Origin of the sequence: Variovorax saccharolyticus (assembly GCF_030316765.1) — a bacterium.
Lineage (GTDB): Bacteria > Pseudomonadota > Gammaproteobacteria > Burkholderiales > Burkholderiaceae_C > Variovorax > Variovorax saccharolyticus.
The window spans coordinates 229,595-252,408 of record NZ_JASZYT010000003.1 but is presented as its reverse complement, the minus strand read 5'-3'; the positions used below and the strand labels follow the sequence as shown (position 1 = coordinate 252,408).

General features: G+C 69.3%; 20 protein-coding genes. 6 read left to right on the top strand and 14 right to left on the bottom strand.

Annotated features, from left to right (window positions below; genetic code table 11):
• Positions 1 to 3: 3 nt before the first annotated feature.
• The 10 genes from QTI45_RS11890 to QTI45_RS11845 form a co-directional block, all read right to left on the bottom strand.
• Entirely contained in the window at positions 4 to 846 is an 843-nt protein-coding gene (locus QTI45_RS11890; protein ID WP_286654492.1) for a caspase family protein, read from the bottom strand.
• A gap of 111 nt (positions 847 to 957) precedes the next feature.
• The gene (locus QTI45_RS11885; protein WP_286368668.1) at positions 958 to 1,371 is read right to left on the bottom strand and encodes an acyl-CoA thioesterase; all 414 of its coding nucleotides are present in this window, start codon (positions 1,369 to 1,371) and stop codon (positions 958 to 960) included.
• Positions 1,371 to 2,672 carry a TRAP transporter large permease gene (locus QTI45_RS11880; RefSeq protein WP_286654491.1) on the bottom strand — a complete coding sequence of 434 codons (1,302 nt, stop codon included), beginning with the start codon at positions 2,670 to 2,672 and terminating at the stop codon, positions 1,371 to 1,373. Before QTI45_RS11880 ends, QTI45_RS11885 begins: the two co-directional genes overlap by 1 nt.
• An 82-nt stretch (positions 2,673 to 2,754) precedes the next feature.
• Positions 2,755 to 3,279, bottom strand: a complete 525-nt coding sequence (locus QTI45_RS11875) for a TRAP transporter small permease (RefSeq protein WP_286368670.1) — start codon at positions 3,277 to 3,279, stop codon at positions 2,755 to 2,757.
• Between the two features lie 34 nt (positions 3,280 to 3,313).
• On the bottom strand, positions 3,314 to 4,342 hold the full coding sequence (locus tag QTI45_RS11870) for a TRAP transporter substrate-binding protein (RefSeq protein WP_286654490.1): 1,029 nt from the start codon (positions 4,340 to 4,342) through the stop codon (positions 3,314 to 3,316).
• 100 nt (positions 4,343 to 4,442) lie between these two features.
• A complete protein-coding gene (locus QTI45_RS11865; protein ID WP_286654489.1) occupies positions 4,443 to 5,435 on the bottom strand; it encodes a Bug family tripartite tricarboxylate transporter substrate binding protein in 993 nt (330 codons plus the stop codon).
• A 60-nt stretch (positions 5,436 to 5,495) separates the two neighbouring features.
• Positions 5,496 to 7,115: an indolepyruvate oxidoreductase subunit beta family protein gene (locus QTI45_RS11860; RefSeq protein WP_286654488.1), complete on the bottom strand. Its 1,620-nt coding sequence runs from the start codon at positions 7,113 to 7,115 to the stop codon at positions 5,496 to 5,498.
• 5 nt (positions 7,116 to 7,120) lie between these two features.
• Positions 7,121 to 9,274 carry a thiamine pyrophosphate-dependent enzyme gene (locus tag QTI45_RS11855; RefSeq protein ID WP_286368673.1) on the bottom strand — a complete coding sequence of 718 codons (2,154 nt, stop codon included), beginning with the start codon at positions 9,272 to 9,274 and terminating at the stop codon, positions 7,121 to 7,123.
• A gap of 11 nt (positions 9,275 to 9,285) precedes the next feature.
• Positions 9,286 to 9,951 carry a c-type cytochrome gene (locus QTI45_RS11850; protein WP_286654487.1) on the bottom strand — a complete coding sequence of 222 codons (666 nt, stop codon included), beginning with the start codon at positions 9,949 to 9,951 and terminating at the stop codon, positions 9,286 to 9,288.
• Positions 9,948 to 11,144, bottom strand: a complete 1,197-nt coding sequence (locus QTI45_RS11845; protein WP_286368675.1) for a PQQ-dependent sugar dehydrogenase — start codon at positions 11,142 to 11,144, stop codon at positions 9,948 to 9,950. Before QTI45_RS11845 ends, QTI45_RS11850 begins: the two co-directional genes overlap by 4 nt.
• Before the next feature lie 95 nt (positions 11,145 to 11,239).
• Between QTI45_RS11845 and QTI45_RS11840 the strand changes: the two genes are divergently transcribed.
• A complete protein-coding gene (locus QTI45_RS11840) occupies positions 11,240 to 12,151 on the top strand; it encodes a LysR family transcriptional regulator (RefSeq protein ID WP_286654486.1) in 912 nt (303 codons plus the stop codon).
• A 153-nt stretch (positions 12,152 to 12,304) separates the two neighbouring features.
• Positions 12,305 to 13,948, top strand: coding sequence for an alanine/glycine:cation symporter family protein (locus QTI45_RS11835; protein ID WP_286654485.1), 1,644 nt, complete (start codon positions 12,305 to 12,307; stop codon positions 13,946 to 13,948).
• Here the strand turns inward: QTI45_RS11835 and QTI45_RS11830 are convergent.
• Complete coding sequence (locus tag QTI45_RS11830; RefSeq protein WP_286654484.1) at positions 13,909 to 15,084, bottom strand: M20 aminoacylase family protein; 1,176 nt, start codon at positions 15,082 to 15,084, stop codon at positions 13,909 to 13,911. The two genes, QTI45_RS11835 and QTI45_RS11830, sit on opposite strands and share 40 nt — an antisense overlap.
• Before the next feature lie 7 nt (positions 15,085 to 15,091).
• Positions 15,092 to 16,069, bottom strand: coding sequence for a tripartite tricarboxylate transporter substrate binding protein (locus QTI45_RS11825; protein WP_286654483.1), 978 nt, complete (start codon positions 16,067 to 16,069; stop codon positions 15,092 to 15,094).
• A gap of 135 nt (positions 16,070 to 16,204) precedes the next feature.
• Between QTI45_RS11825 and QTI45_RS11820 the strand changes: the two genes are divergently transcribed.
• The gene (locus QTI45_RS11820) at positions 16,205 to 17,089 is read left to right on the top strand and encodes a LysR family transcriptional regulator (protein ID WP_286654482.1); all 885 of its coding nucleotides are present in this window, start codon (positions 16,205 to 16,207) and stop codon (positions 17,087 to 17,089) included.
• 40 nt (positions 17,090 to 17,129) lie between these two features.
• Here QTI45_RS11820 and QTI45_RS11815 read toward each other — a convergent pair whose 3' ends face one another.
• Positions 17,130 to 18,677: an alpha/beta hydrolase family protein gene (locus tag QTI45_RS11815; protein ID WP_286654481.1), complete on the bottom strand. Its 1,548-nt coding sequence runs from the start codon at positions 18,675 to 18,677 to the stop codon at positions 17,130 to 17,132.
• Positions 18,678 to 18,921: 244 nt separating this feature from the next.
• Here QTI45_RS11815 and QTI45_RS11810 point away from each other — a divergent pair, with 244 nt between their 5' ends.
• Entirely contained in the window at positions 18,922 to 19,224 is a 303-nt protein-coding gene (locus QTI45_RS11810; protein ID WP_286654480.1) for a hypothetical protein, read from the top strand.
• Between the two features lie 16 nt (positions 19,225 to 19,240).
• Here QTI45_RS11810 and QTI45_RS11805 read toward each other — a convergent pair whose 3' ends face one another.
• Positions 19,241 to 19,987 (bottom strand): helix-turn-helix transcriptional regulator, encoded by a 747-nt coding sequence (locus QTI45_RS11805; protein WP_286368682.1) that lies wholly within the window; start codon positions 19,985 to 19,987, stop codon positions 19,241 to 19,243.
• Between the two features lie 218 nt (positions 19,988 to 20,205).
• Here QTI45_RS11805 and iaaH point away from each other — a divergent pair, with 218 nt between their 5' ends.
• Positions 20,206 to 21,615, top strand: coding sequence for an indoleacetamide hydrolase (gene iaaH / locus QTI45_RS11800; RefSeq protein ID WP_286654479.1), 1,410 nt, complete (start codon positions 20,206 to 20,208; stop codon positions 21,613 to 21,615).
• Between the two features lie 43 nt (positions 21,616 to 21,658).
• Positions 21,659 to 22,807: a substrate-binding domain-containing protein gene (locus tag QTI45_RS11795; RefSeq protein ID WP_286654478.1), complete on the top strand. Its 1,149-nt coding sequence runs from the start codon at positions 21,659 to 21,661 to the stop codon at positions 22,805 to 22,807.
• Positions 22,808 to 22,814: the final 7 nt, after the last annotated feature.

Genomic DNA, 22,814 nt, shown 5'->3' with positions numbered 1-22,814 from the left:
CCTTCAGCTGAAGATCGCGCGCCCCCTGGCTTCGCTGCTGCCCTGGATCTGCGGCTTCTGCGGATAGCGCCCGGAGGGCAGGTCGTCCGCCAGAGCCTGGTGCCACTGGGCATAGCTGGCGTCCGCGGGCAGCGTGCGCAGCGCCCTCAGGGCATAGAAGGTGAAGGCGCCGTTCGATCGGTTCTGGAAGCTGGCGTCGTAGCTGAAATGGCCTTCGCCCTCTTCGCAGCCCGCCATCAGCACGTCGCCGGCGTCGTCCTCGGGCTCCGGGGTGAAGGCGGTCGCGGCCCCGTGCTTGCCTTTCTTGGGCACTGCGGCGCCTTGCGGGCCGCCGGTGACCAGGCGCGGCTCCGGCATCCAGACGCGCATCGGCATGAAGCGCGGCAGCCGGCCGGCCTCCTGGTCGCTGCTGTCCGCCGGCGCCCGGTTCACGGTGCCCGAGTGGCAGCTGTCGGAGATCAGCGTCAGGTGCACGCCCTCGCGGCGGCTCTTGAAGATGGCGTGGATCTCGTCGTCGATCAGGGCGGCGCCGAGGGCCCGGATGTCGTACGGGCACAGCGCCTCGTCGAGGCCGTCGGCCTCTTCGCCGTCGGTGTCGTACTGGTAGGTGCCATGGCCCGAATAGGTGATCACCACCACGTCGCCGGGGGCGGCCTGGTCGATCACGCGGCGCATGCCCTCGACCATGCCGGCCTTGGTGGCCTGCTCGTCGAGCAGCTTGCTGACGCTGAAGCCGCGCTTGGCAAGCTCGGCGGCCCAGTCGTTGGCGTCGTTGACGCAGCCGGCCAGGTCCATGTCGGTGCCGGGGTAGTTGTTGATCCCGATGCAAAGGGCGAGCTTCTTCATGCGCTGTCTCCGGTGGCCTTCCGGCATTGGACACGGCGCGACGGCGCAAGTCGTCCGCCAAAGGAGGTATGGCGCATGACAGGGGCCGGGCCCGGCCGGCCCGGGGCCGGCCTACTCGCAGAGCCGCCGGATCTCGGGCGGGATCGGCACCGCGCGGATGCCGCCGCCTTCGCGCTTCGCCGCGAAGATTCGGACCTCCTCGCATTCGAGGATCAGGTCTTCGCCGCGCGTCACGCGGTAGGTCTGGACGAAGCTCTTCTCGCGCCACTCGGGGATGGCGACCGCGATCTGCAGCGTGTCGCCGTAGCTCGCGCTCTTGACGAAGCGCGTGTGCGTGTCGACCAGCGGCGTGCCGATCACGCCCAGCGTCGCGGCGGTTTCTTCCCAGCGCGGCACGCCGCGCTCGGCGAAGAAGTGACGCGACGCGGCGTCGATCCAGCGGAAGAAGTTCGGGAACCAGACGATGCCGGCGGGGTCGCAGTCGCCGAATTCGACGCGCAGGGTGTAGGTGACTTGGATGCTCATCAGCCCATTTTCGTTGGGAGCCACAAGGCGATCATCGGGAACGCGATCAGGATGATCAGGCGCAGGATGTCCGTCAGGATGAACGGCAGCACGCCCTTGAATATGGTCGTGAAGCTCACGTCCTTCACGACGCTCTTGATGACGAAGACGTTCATGCCCACCGGTGGATGGATCAGGCCCAGTTCCACCGTCATCACGATGATCACGCCGAACCAGATCGGGTCGAAGCCCAGGTGGACGATCACCGGGAAGATGATCGGCACCGTGAGGATGATCATCGCCATCGCATCCATCAGGCAGCCGAGCACCAGGTACATCAGCATGATCAGCGCCAGCACGCCGTAGCGGCCGATGCCCAGGCCGGTGAGGAACTCGGTGAGCTTCTGCGGGCTCTGCGTGATGGTCAGGAAGTAGCCGAAGAGCAGTGCGCCGATCAGCACCGTGAACACGGCCGCCGCGGTGCGCGTGGCCGACAGCAGCGCCTCACGGATCTTCGGGCCGTCGAGCTTGCGCCGCAGCACGCCGAGGATGAAGGCGCCGCTGGCGCCGACGCCGCCGGCTTCGGTGGGCGTGAAGAAGCCGCCGTAGAGGCCGCCGATCACGAAGACGAACAGCACCAGCGGCGCCCAGACGTTCTTGAGGTCGGCCACGCGTTCGGGCCAGGGCTTGAGCTCGCCGCCGGGCAGCCAGTCGGGGCGCAGCCGGACGATGACCACGATGGTCAGCACGTACATCGTCATCGCCAGGATGCCCGGCACGATGCCGGCCATGAACAGCTTGCCGATGTCCTGCTGCGTGAGGATGGCGTAGACCGCAAGCACGGTCGAGGGCGGCAGGATTGCGCCCAGCGTGCCGCCGGCCGCGATCACGCCGGTCGAGAACGACTGCGGGTAGTTGAAGCGCCGCATCTCCGGATAGGCCACGGCCGAGAAGGTGGCCGCCGTGGCGACCGACGAGCCGCAGATCGCCGCGAAGCCGCCGCAGGCCAGCACGGTGGCGACGCCGAGCCCGCCGCGCAGGTGGCCGATCATCGAGTTCGCGGCCTTGAACAGCTCGCGGCTGACGCCCGACACCGACACCAGCGCGCCCATCAGCATGAACATCGGGATGACGCCGAAGGTGTAGTCGGTCACGGTGCGCATCGAGGTCTGGCCGACCAGCTTGAGCGCCGGCCCGGGGCCGACGATCCAGGCGTAGCCGGTGACGCCGACCAGCCCCATCGCCATGCCGACCGGCACGCGCAGCAGCATCAATGCGAAGAGAACGACGAACCCGAGAACAGCAATCGCATCGGTGCTCATGGTGCCCCCACGCTTGCCACTTCGTGTGCTGCGCTGCCCCCCGAGGGGGCGGGATCTTGCTTGGGGCGGCCCGGCGCGGCGCTCATTCGTCAGCTTTCATTTCCGGCTTCTCGTCATGCAGCAACTCGGGATGGAAGATCAATCGATAGGTGCGGATCGCGATCAGCACCACGGCCGAGACGTCGCCCAGCCAGGCCACCGCATAGAAGGGCCAGGTCGGGATGTTCATGTCGTAGGTCAGCACGTTGTCGACATAGGTGCCGCGCACCTTGTCGAACAGCATGGCGGTCTGCACCGCGACCACGAACAGCAGCACCAGCGTCGCGAAGACGTCGATCCAGCGCTTCATGCGCGGGCTGGCGGCGGTCCAGACCAGGTCGACCGTGATGTGGCCGCCGCGGTAGCTGGTGGCCGCGATGCCCCAGAAGATCAGGATGCCCAGCAGCATCCGGCCGAAGTCATACGAATCGGGGATCGAGGTGTTGAAGAACTTGCGCAGCACCACCGCCAGGAAGATGTTGAGCGCGACGATCCCCACGAACATGGCGGCCAGCCACTCGATCGAGTTGATCATCCGATCCATGATCCCGACGCGCGGCTTGGTCATCTCGGCCCCGTTCGTCATCCGGTCCCCGCGTGGCTCAGAGCGCCGACTTGTTCTTCGCCAGGCTGGCCTTCAGCGAATCCATCACCGCCTTCGGATCCTGGCCGACCTTCTTGACGCCTTCGGCCCACAGCGCCTCGCCGGGCGCGGTCGCCTTGCGCCAGGCGTCGAGCTGCTCGGGCGTGAGCTTGTAGATCTCGTGGCCCGACTGGCCGCCGATCTTGGCGCGGCCCGCGAACTCGAAGTCGGCCCACGGCGTGGCGACCTTCTCGGCCCATTCGCTGGTGCAGTGGTCGTCGATCACCTTCTTCTGCGCGGCCGACATGCTGTCGTACTTGCTCTGGTTCATGGCCCAGACGAAGGGCGTGACGTAGAGCGGCACGTCCATGTGGAAGCTCACCACCTTGTCGATGCCGAAGAGGCCGATCGAGCCCCAGGGGAAGGTGATCGCGTCGGCCACGCCGCGCTCCAGCATGTCGCGCGACTCGGGCGCCGAGGCCTGCACGTTGGTGCCGCCCAGCGAGGTGACCATCTGGCCGATGGTGCTGGTCGCCGGACGGATCTTCATGCCCTTGATGTCGGTCGGCAAGGTGATCTTCTTGCGCGCGTGGAAGGTGCCCGGGTCGTGCACGAAGGCGAAGCAGAACTTCACGTCCTTCATCTCCTTGGCCGCGTACTGGCGATACCACTGGTCGATCGCGGCCGAGCCCCCCTTGCCGTTGGCGAACAGGAAGGGCAGCGAGGCACCGGCCATGATCGGGAAGCGGCCGGGCTGGTAGCCCGGGTTGACGTAGGCGAAATCGGCGATGCCGTCGCGCGCCATGTCGTAGTGGTCGAAGGCCTTGCCCAGCTGCTCGGAAGGAAACAGCGTTGCCGTGATCGTGCCGTTGGACGCCTTCTTGATGTCGTCGGCCCAGGCCTGCAGCGACGGATTCAGCGGGTGCTGCGCCGGCACCCAGCTCGACATCTTGAGGTTGACCGGCTTGTCCTGCGCCATGGCGGGCAGGCACGAGAGGGACAGCACGGCGGCAAGCGCCGCGGCGGTCTGGATGCGCGAAGGCTTCATGAATTTGTCTCCTGGCGTGATCGATGGGCAGGGCGCCGAACCGGTTATGTTCTATAAGAATCGTCCGGGGCCGGCTATTCGCGTTTACCTTGGGGGCGGCTCAGTCCGCCTGGATGTTGCGGTCCTTGATGAGCTGGCTGAACACCGCCGCCTCCTTGCGTGCCACGGCCTTGAAGGCCTCGGGCGTCATCGGTGTCGCCTCGCCGCCGACGTCGCGGAAGCGGTTGCGCACGGCTTCGTTGGCCAGTGCCTTGTTGACCGCCGCGTTGAGCCGAAGCCGCACTTCGGGCGGCGTCGCCGCCGGCGCAAACAGGCCGAACCAGGTGTCGTAGTCCATGTTCTTGTAGCCGCGCTCGGCCAGGGTGGGCACATCGGGAAAGAGCGGCGAGCGCTGCGCGCTGGCCACCGCCAGCATCTTGAGCTTGCCGGCGCGCACGTTCGCGAACGAGATGCCCGGATCGAAGAAGAAGTCGATCTGGCTGGCCAGCAGGTCCTGCAGCGCCGGCGCCGCGCCGCGGTAGGGCACGTGCACGGCGTAGATGCCGGCGCTCTGCTTGAACAGCTCGCCCACCAGGTGCGGCGTGCTGCCCGAGCCCGCGGAGCCGAAGGACAGCTTGCCCGGATTGGCCTTGGCATGGCGTACGAAGGCATCGACGTCGTTGGCGGGCAGCCCCGGCCGGGTCGTGAGGAAGAGCAGGATGCGGCCGGTGGCGGCGACCGGCGCCAGGTCCTTGTCGGGATCGAAGGCCGACTTGCCGAACAGGAAGGGATTGACCGACTCGATGCCGGTGCTGGTCAGCGCAAGGGTGTAGCCGTCGGCCGGCGACTTGGCCACCGCATCGGCGGCCACGTTGCCGTTGGCACCGGCGCGGCTTTCGACCACCACCGGCTGGCCGAGCGTCTCGGACATCAGCGGCGCGATCGTGCGCGCCATGATGTCGGCCACGCCGCCAGGCGGAAAGCCGACCAGGATCTTGATCGGCTTGCTCGGCCAGGCCTGGGCCAGCGCGGCGGCGGGTGCGGCGAGCAGGAGCGCGGCGAGCGCGCAGGCCGACAGGGTGCGTCGTCGGAAGCGGGGTTCTTGGTGGTTCATCGAAGGTCTCCTCTTTTTTGGATCGGGATCGGGCGCCGGCGCGGCCGGCGTGCCGGGCATTCAGGTGCGATGGCCGGCCGCGGACTGGGGCGGCCGCTTCATCCAGCGGATCGGCTGCGCCTTCACGGGCCGCGGCGGCGCGCCGTGGCGCACCAGTGCCGCATCGAGCGCATTGCCGGCCTCGTCGGCCAGCGCGGCCTCGCGGGCGGCGGCGATCGCGGTGGCGCGCGCGGCCGGCGAGCCGTCGGACAGGGGCGCCGTCGCCAGGTGGTCGATCACGTGCAGCAGGTTGCTCTTGCCGCGCTCGTTGGTGCTGCCGTAGCCCTTGATGAGGCGGCCGCAGAGCGCCACCTCGTGGCCCAGGCGCCAGTCGGCGCGCGTGCCGGCGACGACGGCGTCGAGCCAGCGGTCGATCAGCGCCTGTTCCTCGGCGAAGCGGCTGCCGCGCCTGCGCAGCCAGCGCAGCGAGGCCAGCAGGCGCAGCGCCGTCATGCCGGCGACCGAATGGCTGCCGATCTTGAGCGGCATGGCCCAGGGAGTGGCGCGGCGCCGGTCCCAGGCCGTCACGCGATGCGCGAGCGCGGCCGGCAGCAGCGCGGCGAACTCGGGCGCGCCGGGCTTGAAGTGGTCGTAGACCCTGACGATGTCGTGCTCGCCGGCCCGGACCTCGCCGCGCACGCGCTGCGCCCGGCTGGCCCGGCTCTTGAGCTCGGCCACCCGCACGATGTCGTCGAAGGCCATCCACAGCGCGAGCCAGCGCGCCATCTCGCGCGTGGTCGCGAAGCCTTCGGCCGCGGCCGGGTCGGCGGCGCGCTCGGCGGCCAGCACGCGTGCCAGGCGCTCCACGTAGAGAGCGGCGTAGTCCGCGTCCTGGTAGTCGAGCACACGGGCATGGCCGAGCGCGAGCAGGTCGTGCACCGGCGCCGGAAACTGTGCGGCGACGGCCGGCGGCAGCGGCCGCGGCCGCGCGCTTTCGTCGGCGCTGGTGTCCAGCAGGCGGCTGACCATCGCGGCCTGCTCGCGCGGCGTGTTCACCGCGTCGAAGGCCGCCGCGAAGCCGCGCAGGCTGGCCGCGGCCATCTTGCCGATCTTCTCCGGAGCGCCGGCGTCGCCGCCGCGCACCACCCGTTCGTAGGCCTCGCGCGGAAAGGGGAAAAGCCCGCTGCCGGCGATCGCGCCGAGCATCACGGCGCTGACCACGGTCCCGGCCTCGCGCGCCGCCGCGCCCATGTCGAACACATGGTGCGCGCGGCTGAAGGCCTTGACCACCTCGAGCAGGCGCTGCGCGTCGGCGCGGCCGTCGCCGGGCTGCATGCGCTCGGCGGTGGTCAGCGTGCGGGCCGACGAGCTGATGACGAGGGTGCGTTGCGCCGCGCTCATGCCGTTGCCGATCTGGCGCGTGGTCTCGAGCAGTTCGGACGAGACGATGGCGTCGAGCGCGCCCGGCACCGGGCTCAGGCTGAACACCGGCCGGCGGCCGTCGAGCTCGGCCAGCGGCATCGGGAAGACCTCGACGTAGTAGGTGGTGGCACCGGTGCGCTGCGCCACGCCGGGGATCGAGGTGCTCTGCGCCGCGTAGCCCGCATGGCGTGCGGTATCGACCAGCCATTCGGTCAGCACGCCGCCGCCTTCGCCGCCGAGGGCGCAGATCAGCAGCGTGATCGGTTGGGTTCGGTTCATCGTCGTCATGCCGGTTGGAGGGCGCGCACGACCGCGCCGCGCAGGCCGTGCAGCAGTCTTTCGTGCCACTTGGGGTTCTGCACCACTTCGGCGCGATAGAAGCTCGGGCACAGCGTGGCGGCGTGGGCGTTGGCGCCGCACAGGCCGCAGCCGACGCAGCCGTCGATCACCACCGCCACCGGGTCGACCTTGAGCGGGTCGGGGTTGTCCTTGATCGTCAGCGTCGGGCAGCCCGACAGCCGGATGCAGGCGTGGTCGCCGTTGCAGACATCCTCGTCGACGCCGTACTTCACGCGCACCACGCGTTCGCCGCGCTTCAGCAGGCTGGCGATCCAGGGCTTGATGCGGCGCTGCCGCTCGAGCTGGCATTCGCCCTCGGCGACGATCACCTTGAGGCCGTTGAAGTCGCTGGTGAAGGCGTCGTTGAGCGTCTTGCGCATCTTGTCGACGTCGTAGGTGTGGACCGTGCGCAGCCATTGCACGCCCAGGCCCTTGAGCGTGGCCTCGATGGTCTGGTTCTTGTCGACGAGGCTCTGCTGCTTGTCGACCGCGCGCTCCTTCAGCTCGTCGTCGGGCGTCGAGATGATGTCCTGCGTGCCGGTGGCCGAGGTGTAGCCGTTCTTGAAGATCAGCAGCACCGCGTCGTCGCCGTTGAAGAGCGCGCTCTGCACGCCCGTGAGCAGGCCGTTGTGCCAGAAGCCGCCGTCGCCCATGATCGACAGCGCCCGGCGCTGCATCATCGGCGACACGCCGGCGCGGCTCGCCAGGCTCATGCCGTAGCCGAGGATCGAATGGCCCATCGAGAAGGGTTCGAAAGTGCCGAAGGCATGGCAGCCGATGTCGGCCGCGATGTGCACCGGGCCACTGTCCTGCTGGGCCAGCTTGAGCGCCGCGAACACCGGCCGCTCGGGGCAGCCGATGCAGAAGCTCGGCGGCCGGTTCGGCAGCGGCGCGTCGAGCCGGGTCGCGACCGCGGCCCGGCGATCGATGTTGCCCGCCAGCCAGGCCCGCGCCGAGTCGTGCGCATGGCCGGGCAGGTAGCGCTCGGCGAAGCGGCCGGCGCCGGTGGCCAGCACCTCGACGCCGTACTCGCCCGCGGCCGGCAGCATGTCGCAGCCGTGCAGCGGCGTCTGGATGTCGCGCCGGCGCAGCAAGGTCGCGATCTCCTGCTCGATGTATTCGGGCTGGCCCTCCTCGACCACCAGCACCGCGCGCTTGCCGACGCAGAAGTCCGCCACTTCCTCGGGCACCAGCGGGTAGGCGACGTTGAGCACCAGCAGCGGGATGTCGGTGGCGCCGAAGGCATCCGCCAGCCCCAGCTGCTGCAGGCTGCGGATGAGCGCGTTGTAGAGACCGCCCTGCACCACGATGCCGAGGTCGGCATGCGTGCCCGGGATCAGTTCGTTGAGCTTGTGCTCGGCGATGTAGCGGCGCGCGGCCGGCAGCCGCTCCTCGCCCTTGAGCTTCTCGTGGCGGAAGGTGACCGGCGGGTGCGCGAGCCGCATGTAATCGAAGCCGGCCGGCTCCTCGATCAGGGCCCGGGTGGAGATCGCCGGCGGCAGGTTGTCCTTGCATTCGAAACTGCCGCGCACGTGGCAGGTGCGGATGCGCAGCTCCATCATGCAGGGCATGTTGGAAGCCTCCGACAGCCGGAAGCCGTGCTCGACCATGTCCACCATCACGGCCAGGTCGGGCCGCGGGTCGAGCAGGCACATGCTGGACTTCAGCGCGTAGGCATGGGTGCGCTCCTGGATCACCGAGGCGCCTTCGCCGTAGTCCTCGCCGACCACGATCAGCACGCCGCCCTTGACGCCGGGCGACGACAGGTTGGACAGCGCATCGGCCGCCACGTTGGTGCCGACTATCGACTTCCAGGTGACGGCGCCGCGCAGCGGATAGTGGATCGAGGCGCCGAGCATGGCTGCCGCCGAGGCTTCGTTGGAGCAGGCCTCGACGTGCACGCCGAGTTCGTCCATGTAGGGCTTGGCCTGCACCATGACGTCGAGCAGGTGCGACACCGGCGCGCCCTGGTAGCCGCCGACGTAGGCCACGCCGGACTGCAGCAGGCCCTTGGTGATCGCGAGGATGCCCTCGCCGTGAAAGGTGTCGCCGGCGCCGAGGCGCAGCGCCTCGATTTCCTTGCTGAATGAGACTTCCAAGAGAGGGCTTCCTATTTGCCGGATGGCTTGGGTGGCGTGGACGGGGCGGCGCCGGGAAAGCGCGCGATGTAGTAGGCGAGGGTGTCGAGGTCGGCGACCGGAATGCCGCTCAGCGCCGCACCCATGGCCTGGGTGTAGCCCGGGCGCTTGCCCGAGCTGAATTCGCGCAGCGTCAGCTGCAGGTAGTCTTCGCGCTGCTGCGCGATGCGCGGCACCTGCTGGCCGCCGCTGAGATCGGCGCCGTGGCAGTTGAGGCAGCGGTGCTCCTGTGCCAGCGCCTGGCCGCGCAGCATGCGCGCGGCGTCGGGCGGCGTGGCCGGCGGCGGCGCCGGCACCGGCGGCAGCGTGGCGATGAAATCGGAGAAGCCGCGCAGGTCGGTGTCGTTCATGGTCTTGGCCACCGCCGACATCGCCTCGTTGGCGCGCCGGCCCTCGCGGAACAGGAAGAGCTGCGTGATCGCGTAGAAGGAATGCTGGCCGGCCAGTGCGGGCGTGCCCGGCATGTCGCTGCGGCCGTTGGCGCCGTGGCAGGCCGCGCACAGCGCCGCGTAGCGCTGTCCATAGCCGCCCGGGCCGGCCGGGGCACCCGGCTTGCCCTGGGCCACGGCGGGCTGCGCCGCGAGCCCGAGCAGGGCGGCCGCGATCGCGATGGCGTGTGCTGCGGCCGCTCTCCTCATTTGCCGCCGTAGCTGATGCGGTAGATGGCGCCCGCGTGGTCGTCGCTGACCAGCATCGAGCCGTCCTTGAGCACCAGGAAGTCGACCGGCCGGCCGAGGTAGCTGTTGTTCTCGACGAAGCCGGTCATGAAGGGCTCGACCCGGGCGCCGCCCTTGCCGTCGGGCCAGGCCACCGCCACGTCGGCGTACTTGATGGTGCGGTTCCACGGGCCGTGGCGGGCGATGAACATCGCGCCCTGGTACTTGGCCGGGAACATCTTGCCGCGGTAGAAGGAGAGTCCCAGCGCCCCGGCGTGCGGGCCGAGCAGGGCGGCAGGCTTGGCATAGTCGTCGCAGCTCTTGCCCCAGCCGAACTCGCCGTCGAGGATGTTGCCCTGGTGGCAGTACGGGTAGCCGAAGTGCTGGTCCTTGGCCGTGATCTGGTTGAGTTCGTCGTTCGGCAGCGATTCGCTGAACCAGTCGCGGCCGTTGTCGGTGAACCAGAGATTGCCGGTCTTCGGGTCGAAGTCGAAGCCGACCGTGTTGCGCACGCCGCGGGCCACGGTCTCGATGTTGCTGCCGTCCAGGTTCATGCGGAAGATGCGCGCGTGCCGCTCGTCCGGATCGCAGAGATTGCAGGGCGCGCCGACCGCGTAGTAGAGCTTGTCGTCGTGAATGCGCAGGTAGCGCCAGCTGTGGTCCTGGCCGCCCGGCAGCTTGTCGTTGAGCACCACCGGGGCACCCAGGTTGCCGAGCTTGTCCTCGGCGTTGTCGTAGCGCAGGATCTGCTTGCTGGTCGCGACGTAGAGGGCGCCCTTGTAGTACTCGATGCCGGTGGCGAGTTCCATCTTGTCGATGATCGTCTTGGGTTCGTGCGGACCCTTCTCCGGGATCGCATAGACCTTGCTGCCGACGAACAGCGTGCTCACGAACACATTGCCCTTGGCGCCCTGGCGCAGTGCGCGCGCATCGAGCACGCCCGAGGCCCAGGTCTCGACCTTGAAGCCCGGTGGCAGCTTGAACTTCTTTGTCGGCAATTGGTCGGCCGCGGTCGGGATCGGGAAGGCCGGGACCGGCGCCATCCGCGTGGCGGCCTCGGTCTTGGGCCGGCCCTTGGCCCAGCCGGGTTCCTCGGCCGGGGGCTGCTGGGCCCAGGCGGCGGTGGCGGCGCAGAACAGAACGGCAAATGCCGTGCGCTGACGGATCGTGCTCATCTCTTGTCTCCTTCTTGTGGGGGGTCGGCTTCGAGGCCGCCGCAAGTGTCGCGGGGCCTCGACCTGCGATCAATAAAATAATCGAACTAAGCAACATGAACGCCATGCATATCGATTCGATCGACCTGAACCTGCTGCGCCTGTTCGATGCCGTCTACCGGGCGCGCAGCGTGAGCCGGGCGGCGGAGGCGCTGGGCCTGACCCAGCCGGCCGCCAGCCACGGGCTGGGCCGGCTTCGGCTGCTGCTCAAGGACGCCCTCTTCGTTCGGGCGCCCGGCGGCGTCGCGCCGACGCCGCGCGCCGATCGGCTGGCGGTGGCGGTGCAGGCGGCGCTGGGCACGCTGGAGGAGGCGCTGAACGAGCCCGACCGCTTCGAGCCCGCGGACTCGCGCAAGACCTTCCGCATCCACATGAGCGACATCGGCGAGGGCCGCTTCCTGCCGCTGCTGATGGCCAGGCTGGGCGAGCTGGCGCCGGGCGTCCGGCTGGAGACCCTGCCGCTGCAGCCGGCGGAGATCGCGCCGGCCCTGGACGGCGGCCGGATCGACTTCGCTTTCGGCTTTCTTCCCAAGGTCCGCGACACCCAGCGCGCCCACCTGCTGAAGGACCGCTACATCGTGCTGCTGCGCGAGGGCCACCCGTTCGCGCGCGGGCGGCGGAGCAGCCGGGCGCTGCTCGACGCGCTGCAGACGCTCGAATACGTCGCCGTGCGCACCCATGCCGAAACGCTGCGCATCCTGCAGCTGCTCAACCTGGAGGACCGGGTGCGCCTGACCACCGAGCACTTCATGGTGCTGCCGGCCATCGTGCGGGCCACCGACCTGGCGGTGGTGATGCCGCGCAACATCGCCCGCGGCTTTGCCGAGGAGGGCGGCTACGCGATCGTGGAGCCGGCCTTTCCGCTGCGCGACTTCAGCGTCTCGCTGCACTGGAGCAAGCGCTTCGAGGCCGATGCGGCGAACCGGTGGCTGAGGGAAGTGATCGAGGGCTTGTTCAGGGAACGCTGAGTCTTCGCCCGCAGCGGGTTCGATCGTGAGATTTTCCGGCGAGTTTTTCGGATGTTTCCTTGGGGATGGGGAATGGACTGAGTTGCTACGCTTTCCGGCCGCCGGGAAGTCTGTCAACGGTCGACTTCAGCACCATCAGCCAAGAGACAACCCATGGATGAGATCTTCCAATCCGTCAACGCATTCTTTGCGTTCATCGCGCCCATCTCCGACCTGTTCTGGGACTTCCCGACCCGCTACCCCTGGTACTCGCGGATCCCGATCCTGGGCAACTTCTCCTTCGCCATCATCCTGCTGGTCGGTGCCGGCATTCATTTCACGATCCGCACGCGCTTCGTGCAGATGACCAACATGCGCAAGATCGTCCGCATCATGCTGCGCCGGCGATCGTCCGGCACCGGCGTCAGCGCATTGGCCTCCTTCATGCTGGGGCTGGCCATGCGGGCCGGACCGGGGAACATCGTGGGCATCACCGGCGCCATTTCCGTCGGCGGTCCCGGGGCCTTGTTCTGGATGTGGGTGGCCGCCTTCTTCGGCATGGCGACCGCCTTCATGGAGTCGGTGCTGGCGCAGTTGTTCAAGGAGAGGAAGGGCGATGAATTCGTCGGAGGGCTTCCCTTCTATGGCCGCCGCATCCTGGGCGACCGGCGCGCGGTGGGCACCTTCCTGTCGCTGGTGTTCATCGCCTATGCGCTGTTCAACGTGCCGCCGCAGACCTTCAATGTCTTCACCGCCATCGGCACCATCGCCGACACGGTGGCGGGCGCACCGATCGGTCGGCGCTCCACGCTGTACTACCTGATCGCCGCCGGCCTCGTGTTCGCCTGCTCCTTCATCATCCTGGGCGGAATCCGGCGGGTGGTCGCCTACACCGACGTGCTGGTGCCGATCAAGGCCGTGCTGTTCTGCGTCATGTCGCTGATCATCATCCTGATCAACCTGCCGCTGGTTCCGTACTTCTTCCGCGAGGTGTTCGTCGGCGCCTTCGCGCCGCATGCCTTGTTCGGCGGCGCGATCGGCACCGCGCTGGCGCAGGGCGTCAAGCGGGGCCTGATGTCCAATGAAGCCGGCCAGGGCACCATCACCATGGCCGCGGCCGTCGCCGACAACAGCCATCCTTGCGAGCAAGGCTTCGTGCAGAGCCTGGGCGTGTTCTTCGACACCATGGTGATCTGCACCATGACCGGCTTCATCGTGGTGATGGCCCATGTGTGGACCGGCACGGTCGATGGCCAGGCCTGGGAGTCGGTCAAGGCGTCCAAGATCACGGTCTATCTGGGGTCGGTGCAGGCACTGGTGCCGGCGTCGGTCGGCGGCGCCGTCAAGATCGTGATGTGTGTCTGCTATGGGCTGTTTGCCTTCACGACCCTGCTCGGAATGATCTCCTTCGCGGAGATATCGGCCAACTTCATCTCCAGGAGTCCGCGCTTCATCACGGGCATCCGGGTGTTGGGTTCGCTGGTGTTCGTGCCCTTCGGTGCGCTGACCGTGCTGGCCGGCCTGGAACTGCCGAATCTCTGGGCCCTCTCGGACCTGATGAACATCATCATGGTCTACCTGAACGTGCCGATCCTGCTGCTGGGCAGCGGGCTGGTCTACAAGGCGCTGGCCCACTACCGCGCCACGCAGGGCGACCAGTTCGTGTCGGCGCACATCGGCGTGCAGACGGACTGCTGGGTGGAGGCGCGGCTGCTGCAGGCGCGCGACGCGCGGCAGGCGGCACCGGGCGCTGCGCCGCCGCATCGCCCCGCTTCGGCTCAGCCCGGAAGGAAGCGCTCCGCGAGCAGCGCCCAGTAGGCCGATCCGATCGCCACGTTGTCGTCGTTGAAGTCGTAGCCCGGGTTGTGCACCATGCAGGCGCCGGCACTGTCGCCGTCGCCGTTGCCGATGAACAGGTAGCTGCCCGGCAGCTTCTCGAGCATGAAGGCGAAGTCCTCGCTGCCCGGCACGGCCGGCCCCTGCAGCGTGACCTTGTCGGGGCCGACCAGCTCGAGCGCCACCTCGCGGGCGAAGGCGGTCTCCTCGGGCGTGTTGACCAGCACCGCATAGCCCGGCCGCCAGTCGATCCGCGCCGTGACGCCGAAGCTCTCGGCCTGGGTCGCGATGAGCGCCTTGACCCGCCGCTCGAGCAGGGCGCGCACCTCGCGGTCGAGCGCACGGATGCTGATCTCCAGCGTCGCCTGCTGCGGGATGACGTTGTTGGCCTTGCCGGCATGCAGCGCGCCGACCGTGATCACCGCCATCTGCAGCGGGTCGACGTTGCGCGACACCACCGACTGCAGCGCCATCACGATGCTGGCCGCGGCGACCACCGGATCGGCGGCCCGGTGCGGCATGGCGCCGTGGCCGCCGACGCCGGTGAGCGTGACCGTGGCGTAGTCCGAGGAGGCCATGGCCGCGCCCTCGCGCAGCACCAGGCGGCCTTGCGGAATGCCGGGCATGTTGTGCATCGCGAAGATCGCGTCGCAGGGGTACTTGTCGAACAGCCCGTCTTCCATCATGCGCAGCGCGCCGCCGCCGCCTTCTTCCGCCGGCTGGAAGATCAGGTTGAGCGTGCCCGAGAAGCGGCCGCGCTCGGCCAGGTGCCGGGCTGCCGCCAGCAGCATCGCGGTGTGGCCGTCGTGGCCGCATGCATGCATCACGCCGGCATTGCAGCTGGCGTAGCCGAGGCCGGTGGCCTCGTCGATCGGCAGCGCGTCCATGTCGGCGCGCAGGCCCAGCCGGCGCCGGCCGCTGCCGCGCACCAGCCGGCCCACCACGCCGGTGCCGCCCAGGCCGCGCTCGACCTCGTAGCCCCAGGCCTCGAGCTTCTCGGCCACCAGGGCCGCGGTGCGGTGCTCGTCGAAGGCGAGTTCGGGGTGGTGATGGATGTCGCGCCGCAGGCCGATGAATTCTTCGGCCTGGCCGTGCAGCTGATCGAGGAGTGCGCTCATGGGGGTCCTATTGCGGTTGCAGGTTGATCGACTTGGCGATCGCACGATAGCGCGCAATCTCGCCTTCATAGAACTTCGCCGATTCGGCCAGCGACATCGGCGGCGATGCGAGCTGCGTCTGCGCCGCCAGCTGCGAGCGCACGGTCGGGTCCTTCAAGGTGGCGCCGATCGCCTTGTGCAGGCGCTGGACCACGTCTTCGGGCGTGTTCTTCGGCACCATGAAGCCGCTCCAGATCTGGAACGAGAAGTCCTTCAGTTCCTTGCCCTCGCTCACGGTGGGCACGTTCTTCAGCAGTTCCGAGCGCTGGGCGCCGAGCTGGCCGATCACCTTGAGGCGGCCCTGCTCGGCCATCGCGCCCATGCCGGCGCTGTAGACCAGCACCGCGAAATCGACCTGGCCGCCGCCGATGTCCTGCAGCAGCGGCGCATTGCCCTTGTACGGCGCGTGGATCAGCCGGGTGCCGGTGCGCCGCTGCACGTCCTCGAGGATCAGGTGGTAGAGCGAGCCGATGCCCACGCTGCCGTAGGTCAGCGGCTTGTCGCCCGACTTGCGCGCCAGCGCGATCAGCTCGTCGATGTTGTTGGCGGGGAGGTCCTTGCGCGCGACCACCACCATCACGGCGTCGGTCACCGGATGCACCAGCCGGAAGTCCTCGGCCTTGAGCTTCACGGCGGCATTGGCCAGCGGCGCGAGGATGACCTCGTTGGGCGAACCCTGGAACAGGTAGTAGCCGTCGGCCGGCGCCGCCAGCACCTTCTGGGCGGCCAGCGCGCCGGCGACGCCGCCGAGGTTCTCGACGATCACCTGCTGCCCCAGTTCCTTGCCGAGCGGCACGGTGAAGATGCGCGCGGCGGCATCCGAAGGTCCGCCCGCGGGGTACGGCACCATCAGGTTGACCGGCTTGCTCGGGTAGGTCTGGGCGAACGCGGTGCTGGCGGCCAGCAGCAGCAGGCCGGCGATCGAACGGTGGAAGAAGTTCTTCATGGGGTTCCTGACGATGGAGTGGGAGTCCTCGGACGGGGGACGCGCTTGCATCGTAGGAGCGCCGCATGAGAACATCCAATGCATTGTTGTCAGCAAGATGATTACTTCAATGCATGGAATTCACGGGGCCGCCCGATGACGCTGGTGCAACTCCGGCACCTGCTCGCACTGGCCGAGAGCGGCTCCTTCAGCAAGTCCGCGCAGGCGATGTGCATCACGCAGCCGGCCTTCAGCCGCAGCATCCGGGCGCTCGAGGACGAGCTCGGCATGCCGCTGTTCGACCGCATCGGCCGGCGCAGCGAACTCACGCCTTTCGGGCGCGACGTGGTGGCCCGCGCGCGGCAGCTGGTGTTCGAGGCCGGCGAGCTGCGCGACAGCGGCCGCCAGATGCGCGAGGGGCAGGGCGGCGCCATGCGCATCGGCATGGGCTCGGGGCCGGGCGCCATGCTGATGACGCCCTTGCTCATGCACATGGCGATCCATCATCCGAAGGTGCGCCTGGTGGTGGCGCGCGGCGGCACCGAGCTGCTGGCGCAGGCGCTGCGCGAACGCACGCTCGATGCGCTGGTGCTCGACGCCCGCTCGCTGGCGCCCGGCGCCGACCTCGAAGTGAGCATGCTGCGCGAGATGCGCGGCGTCTTCATGTGCCGGCGCGGCCATCCGCTCGCGCGCAAGCGCAACGGCGTGCGCTTCGCGGACGTGCAGCGCTTCCCGATCGCCTCGACGCCGCTGAGCGACGAGGTGGCCCGCAGCCTGACCGAGGCCTACGGGCCCGAGGCCCATCCGTCGCAGTGCGTGACGCTGCAGTGCGAGGAGGTCTCGAGCCTGGTCGAGGTGGCGCGCCAGACCGATGCGGTGCTGCTGGCGATCCGCGCCGCGGCGCCCGACCTGGTCGAACTGCGGATGCAGCCGCCGCTGGAGCGCACTGCGCGCTTCGGGATGGTCACGCTGCGCCGGCGCACCGAGGCGCCGGGCTTGCAGATCGTGCGGCAGCTGATGCAGCAGCTGCTGCACGACTGAGCGACGCGGCGCCCCCGGCGTCGCGTCGATGCCCGGTCGCTCAGGACGGGCAGGCGCCGCCGCTGCTGTTGATGAGGGTGCGCAGCCTGGCGGTGCTCGACGTCGGGCCGCCGTCGTCGGCGGTGATGGTGTTGTCGGTGAAGGCGCAGCCATAGCTGGGCGCCGCCACGGCGGCCGGCGTCACGACGTCGTCGCCGGCGGGCGTCGGGCCGCCTTGCTCCCACTTGACCATGGCGTCGAAGGCCGCCACCTGCTCGGCCACCGTGAAGTCGCAATGGGTGGCGCCGCGGATCGCGCGCTGCACCAGCCACTTGCCGTTGCCCTTGGCGGCCACGCGCTTCTGGTAGATCTGCTCCATGCTGAAGGGCACGTAGAGGTCGCCCAGCGTGTGCAGCGTCACGACCGGGATCTTGAACTCGCCGTTGGTCTTCGGGATCCAGCGCAGGCCGTCGGTGCGCAGCCGGTTGGCATCGGCCACGGCGCTGAGCTTGAGCACTTCCGCGTTGAGCGTGGTCGAGCGGGCGGGGTCGCTGTCGATGGCGTAGACGAAGCGGTTGGTGTCGATCACGCTCTTGTTGAGGATGCCGGTGATCGTGCCGTCGCCGCCGAACACGCCCCACACCGCCGAGAACGAGCCGCCGATCGCGAGCCCGAGATCGAACATCGGGCGCGGACCGCCGGTGAGGTTCTGGATCACCGAGGCGTACTTCACGCCGGTGGCCGTCAGTCCGATGCTCGGACTCAGGCTCGTGAACAGCGTTCCTGTCACCTGCGTCGAGATGTCCGCCCAGTTGGTGAACGGGTATTTCGGCAGCCCCGCCAGCGCCTGCGCCGTGACCTGGGCGGCAGCGAAGTAGTCGAACAGCTCGGTGTCGCCGAGCACGCCGCACATCGGCACCGCGCCGTTGTACCTGACCTTGTGGTTGGCGGTGGCGTAGGCCTCGTCCTCGATCGCGGCGGCCGTGATGTGGCCGCCCATCGAATGGCCGGTGATGAAGATCTTGCTCGGCGCCGCCAGCGGACGGCCGGCGGCGGCGGCGATCTTGTTGAACTCGAGGGCCAGGGCGTTGGTGTCCTCGACACCGACCCGCACGTCGTAGTAGTTCTTGCTGTAGCTGGAGGCGGCCCAGGCGTAGCCCTTCTCGATCAGGTAGCGGCGGATCGACGGATTGCCGACGCCCAGCCCGTTGCCGGTGCCCGCGTAGCCGTGCGCGTACATGACCAGCTCGCCGTTCCAGTTGGCCGGCACCTCGACGCGGTAGGCCGCACCGCCCAGCACCCCGGCCCAGCGGCTGGTGGTGGCGGGATCGAACGCCGGATTGGCCGGGTTGCCTCCCATTGCCGCGAAGGTGGTCGCAGTCGGGTCGGCCGGCGCGAAGGCGTTGCGGTTGTCCTGTTCGCGCTTCTCTTCCGCCACGGGCGCGGGCGCCGGTGCCGGAGCCGGTGCAGCGGCGGGCGGCACCGTGGTCGCAGCCGGTGCCGGTGCCGGCGCGGCAGCGAAGAACGGGGTCGAACTGCCGCCACCGCCGCAGGCGGCGAGGCTCAGGGTGGTGGCCAAGGCCAGGAACTGGACACGACTGGGTTGCATGGGTTTTGTCTCCGGGGATTCTTGATTGAAGTTGTTTGCAGACTCGGCGGACTCGAACCGGCGTGTCCTCGGCCTCGACCGTGCGACATCACCGGCGGTCGGAGCGTATGGGCGGGCGTGCGCGGGGCCGTGCGGAGTTACCCGGGCCCGCTATCACCTTGGCGACAGTGCCTGCCGGTTGCCGGCAGGAGCCGCACTCAGGTCAGAATCCGGGGGCGCCGAGGTCGGCGCGGGGAGGCTACGGGTGGCGATATTCATTGACCAGTGCAAGCGGCTGGAGGTGGCGGCGGACCTGGGCGCGGGCGGGCGCTTCACGCTGTCCGAGCTGATGGGGTGGCTGGAGTTCGTCTACTTCCTGCCGTCCAAGCTGGCGCTGCTGCTGCCCGACGGCAACAGCGCGTTGTCGCGCTACTTCGAACTCGACTGCAGCAGCGGCACCCATTGGGGCGGCGCACTGTTCTCGGGCGTGGTCTGGGTGGCGCTGCTGGTCGGGGTCTCGTTCGCCTGGGACGGCCGCGCCGCGCGGGCGGAAGCAAAGAAGCGCTAGAGGCCGCCCGGCGAAATCAGTTCGAGGCCGAGAGCGGGTCGTTGACCAGGGCCTGGGCCCGCGCCGCGAGTTGGGTGCGGTTCTCGACCCGCAGCTTGCGGAAGGCATTGGCGAGGTGGAAGCGCACCGTCGGCAGGCCCACGGCCATGCGCTTGGCGATCAGCTTGTCGGGGCACCCGGAGAGCACCAGCGCCGCCGCTTCGGCCTCGCGCTGGCTCAGCGCCGAGCGCCGCTGGAGCAGCTCGGTCACGCTCTCGCGCGCGGGCGCGGCGAGCAGCGGGTCGGCCTCCCACTGGAAGCGCGCCAGCGCCGCCGCGAAGGCCGGCTCGACCAGGCGCAGCGCCTCGATCTCGTTGCTGTCGAAGTTGCCGCGCTCGCGGCGGCGCCAGATGCGCATGTCGCCGGTGCACTCGCCATGAGCGAAGACATAGACATTGACGCCCCAGTGCATGTGGTCGCGGGCCAGGAAATCATTGAAGAACTCGGTGCGCGCGAGGTCGCTCTGGCACAGGATCTGGGTCGCCAGCGTGGGATGGCGGCGCTCCATCATCGGGAAGGTGAGGGGGTCGACGAAGCGGTAGTACTCGTCCCAGCTGCGCAGGTTCTCGATCGACATGTTGAGCGCCTTCACGCGGTCGAAGCGCTGCGCGACCTTGTCCCAGGTGAAGGAGACATAGGTGTCGGCCCGCAGCAGGTCGAGCATCGGCAAGGCGAGGTCGGCGCGCAGCGAGTCGGCGTCGGAGGCCTCGGCCAGCAGACGCATGACGTCTCCGAGTGCGCGGGTCTGTGCCGTGGCGAGATACATGGCGTGGCTTAAGCAAAGACCGTGCAAAGCACGGCCGGAGGGCGATGCTAGCCCGCGCGGCGCCGATGGGTATATCGGTGCCGACCCGTAGGCGGTCCGCCGACCCCTATCAATCGTGATAGGTGTGCGGCCGCTCGTCGATTCCTAGCATTCGCTGATTCGACAAGGAGAAGTCCATGAACCTCACGGAACGCGGCGTCGCCGAACTGCGGCGCCAACTCAAGGACCGCGCCGTCAGCAGCGCGGCGGTGGCCGATGCGCTGATCGCCCGCACCGAGGCCCAGGCCGGGCTCAACGGCTATGTCGCCTTCGACGCCGAGGCCCTGCGGGCCCAGGCGCGGGCCGCCGATGCCCGCATCGCCGCCGGCGAAGACCTGCCGCTGCTCGGCGTGCCGGTGGCGCTCAAGGACAACATCGACGCGGTCGGGCTGCCCAGCGGCGCCGGCACCGGCGCGCTGCACGGCCTGCATCCGGCCCGGGACGCCGAAGTGGTGCGCCGGCTGCGTGCTGCCGGTGCGCTGATCGCCGGCAAGACCGGCATGCATGAACTGGCCTTCGGCATCACCACCAACAACAGCGTGACCGGGGCCGCGCGCAATCCCTGGGACCCGTCGCGGATCCCCGGCGGCAGCAGTGGCGGCTCGGGCGTGGTGGTGGCGGCCGGCCTGGTGCCGGCGGCGATCGGCACCGACACCGGCGGCTCGGTGCGCGTGCCGGCGGCGCTGTGCGGCGTGGTCGGCCTCAGGCCGACGGTCGGGCGCGTGTCCGGCCGGGGCATCGCGCCGATCTCCAGCACCCGGGACACGGCGGGACCGATCGCCCGCAGCGTGGAGGATTGCGCGCTGCTCGACCGCGTGCTGGCCGATGGCGACCCCGCGCAGCCGGCCGCGCCGTCGCTCGCGGGCCTGCGACTCGGCATCGCGCGCGACCCGTTCTGGGAGGAGCTCGAGGGCGGCGTGCGGGAGGTGGCGCAGGCTGCGCTCGAACGGCTTCGCGCCGCGGGCGTGGAGATCGTCGAGGTCGCGCTGCCGGGCCTGGCCGAGCTCAACGGCGCGACCGGCTTCCCGATCGCGCTGTACGAATTCGTGCGCGACATGGGCGCCTACCTGCGCGATGCCGAACGCGGCATCGACCTGCAGCGCCTGGTCGACGGCATCGGCAGCCCCGATGTGGCGGCGATCGCGCGTCCGCTGCTGGCCGGCGGCGCGGTGCCCGAGGCCGCCTACCAGGAGGCGCTGCGGGCGCGGCTGAAGCTGCAGGCGCTCTATGCCGACGCCTTCGCGTCGTCGGGCGTGCAGGCGCTGCTGATGCCGACCACGCCGCTGACCGCGGCGCCGATCGGCGACGACGAGACGGTGCTGTTCAACGGCCGGCGCTGCCCGACCTTCCCCACCTTCATCCGCAACACCGATCCGGGCAGCAACGCCGGCATCCCGGGCATCACGCTGCCGGCCGGGCTGGCGGCGGGCCTGCCGGTCGGCCTCGGCCTCGACGGTCCGGCCGGCAGCGACCGGCGCCTGCTGGCGCTTGCCGCGGCGATCGAGGCCATCCTGCCGGCCGAAGCTTCCGCCCCCTGGCTGCGCTGAAGGCGCACCAGCTCCCACCATCGATCAACAAAGAGGAGTTCCCATGGACCGTCGTAGCTTTCTTCAAGGCGCTGCCGCTGCCGCCGCGCTGGGCACCACCGGCGTGCGCGCCCAGTCGCCGCTCAACGTGGCCGTGATGCTGCCGCTGAGCGGGCCCGCGGGCCTGTTCGGTCCTTCGGCCAAGGCTTGCGCGGAGCTTGCCGTCGAGACGCTCAATGGCCGCGGCGGCGTGCTGGGCCGCAGCATCAAGCTGCTGGTCGGCGATGCCGGACTGCCGCCCGCCGAAGCTTCGCAGACCGCGCTCAAGCTCTGGAAGGGGTCCGGCGCCCAGGTGGTGATCGGCATGCACGACAGCGCGGTGCGCGGTGCCCTGGTGGGGCTCTTCAAGGGCCAGGTGCCGTACTTCTACACGCCGGTCTACGAAGGCGGGGAGTGCGCCAAGGGCACCTACGTCAACGGCGAGACGCCGGCCCAGCAGCTGGCCCCCGTGATCCCGTGGCTGGCGGCCGAACGCAAGCCGAAGAAGTGGTACATGATCGGCAACGACTACATCTGGGGCCGCAACACCAATGCCGCCGCCAAGGGCTACATCACCCAGACCGGCGCCCAGGTGGTCGGCGACGAGTACCTGCCCTTCACGGTCGACAACTTCGACTCCAGCCTGGCCCGCATCCGCGACAGCGGCGCCGACGCGGTGCTGGTGTCGCTGGTGGGCGGCGCCTCGGTCGGCTTCAACAAGGCTTTCGCGAGCTTCGGCCTGGCCGACAAGGCGATCCGCCTCGGCACCCTGATCGAGGAGAACACGCTGGCCGGCATCGGCGTAGCGAACGCGCGCAACCTCTATTCGAGTGCGGGCTACTTCGCCAACATCCAGACGCCCGCGGCCAAGGCCTTCTCGGACGCCTACTTCAAGAAGTTCGGCGCCCAGGCGCCGGCGCTCAACGGCCTGGCCGAGTCGGTCTACGAAGGCTTCCTGATGCTCGACGCGATCGCCGCCAAGGCGAAGTCGCTCGAGGTCGCGAAGATGGACCCGGCCAGCGAGGGCGCGAGCTACAACGGCCCGCGCGGCGCGGTCACGATGCACGCGCGGCATGTGGAGCAGGACATCTACCTGGCGGATGTCGACGAAAAGGGCTTCAAGGTGGTCAAGACCTTCCCTCGGGTCGCTTCGGGCCAGACCTGCAAGGTGTGACGCTGCG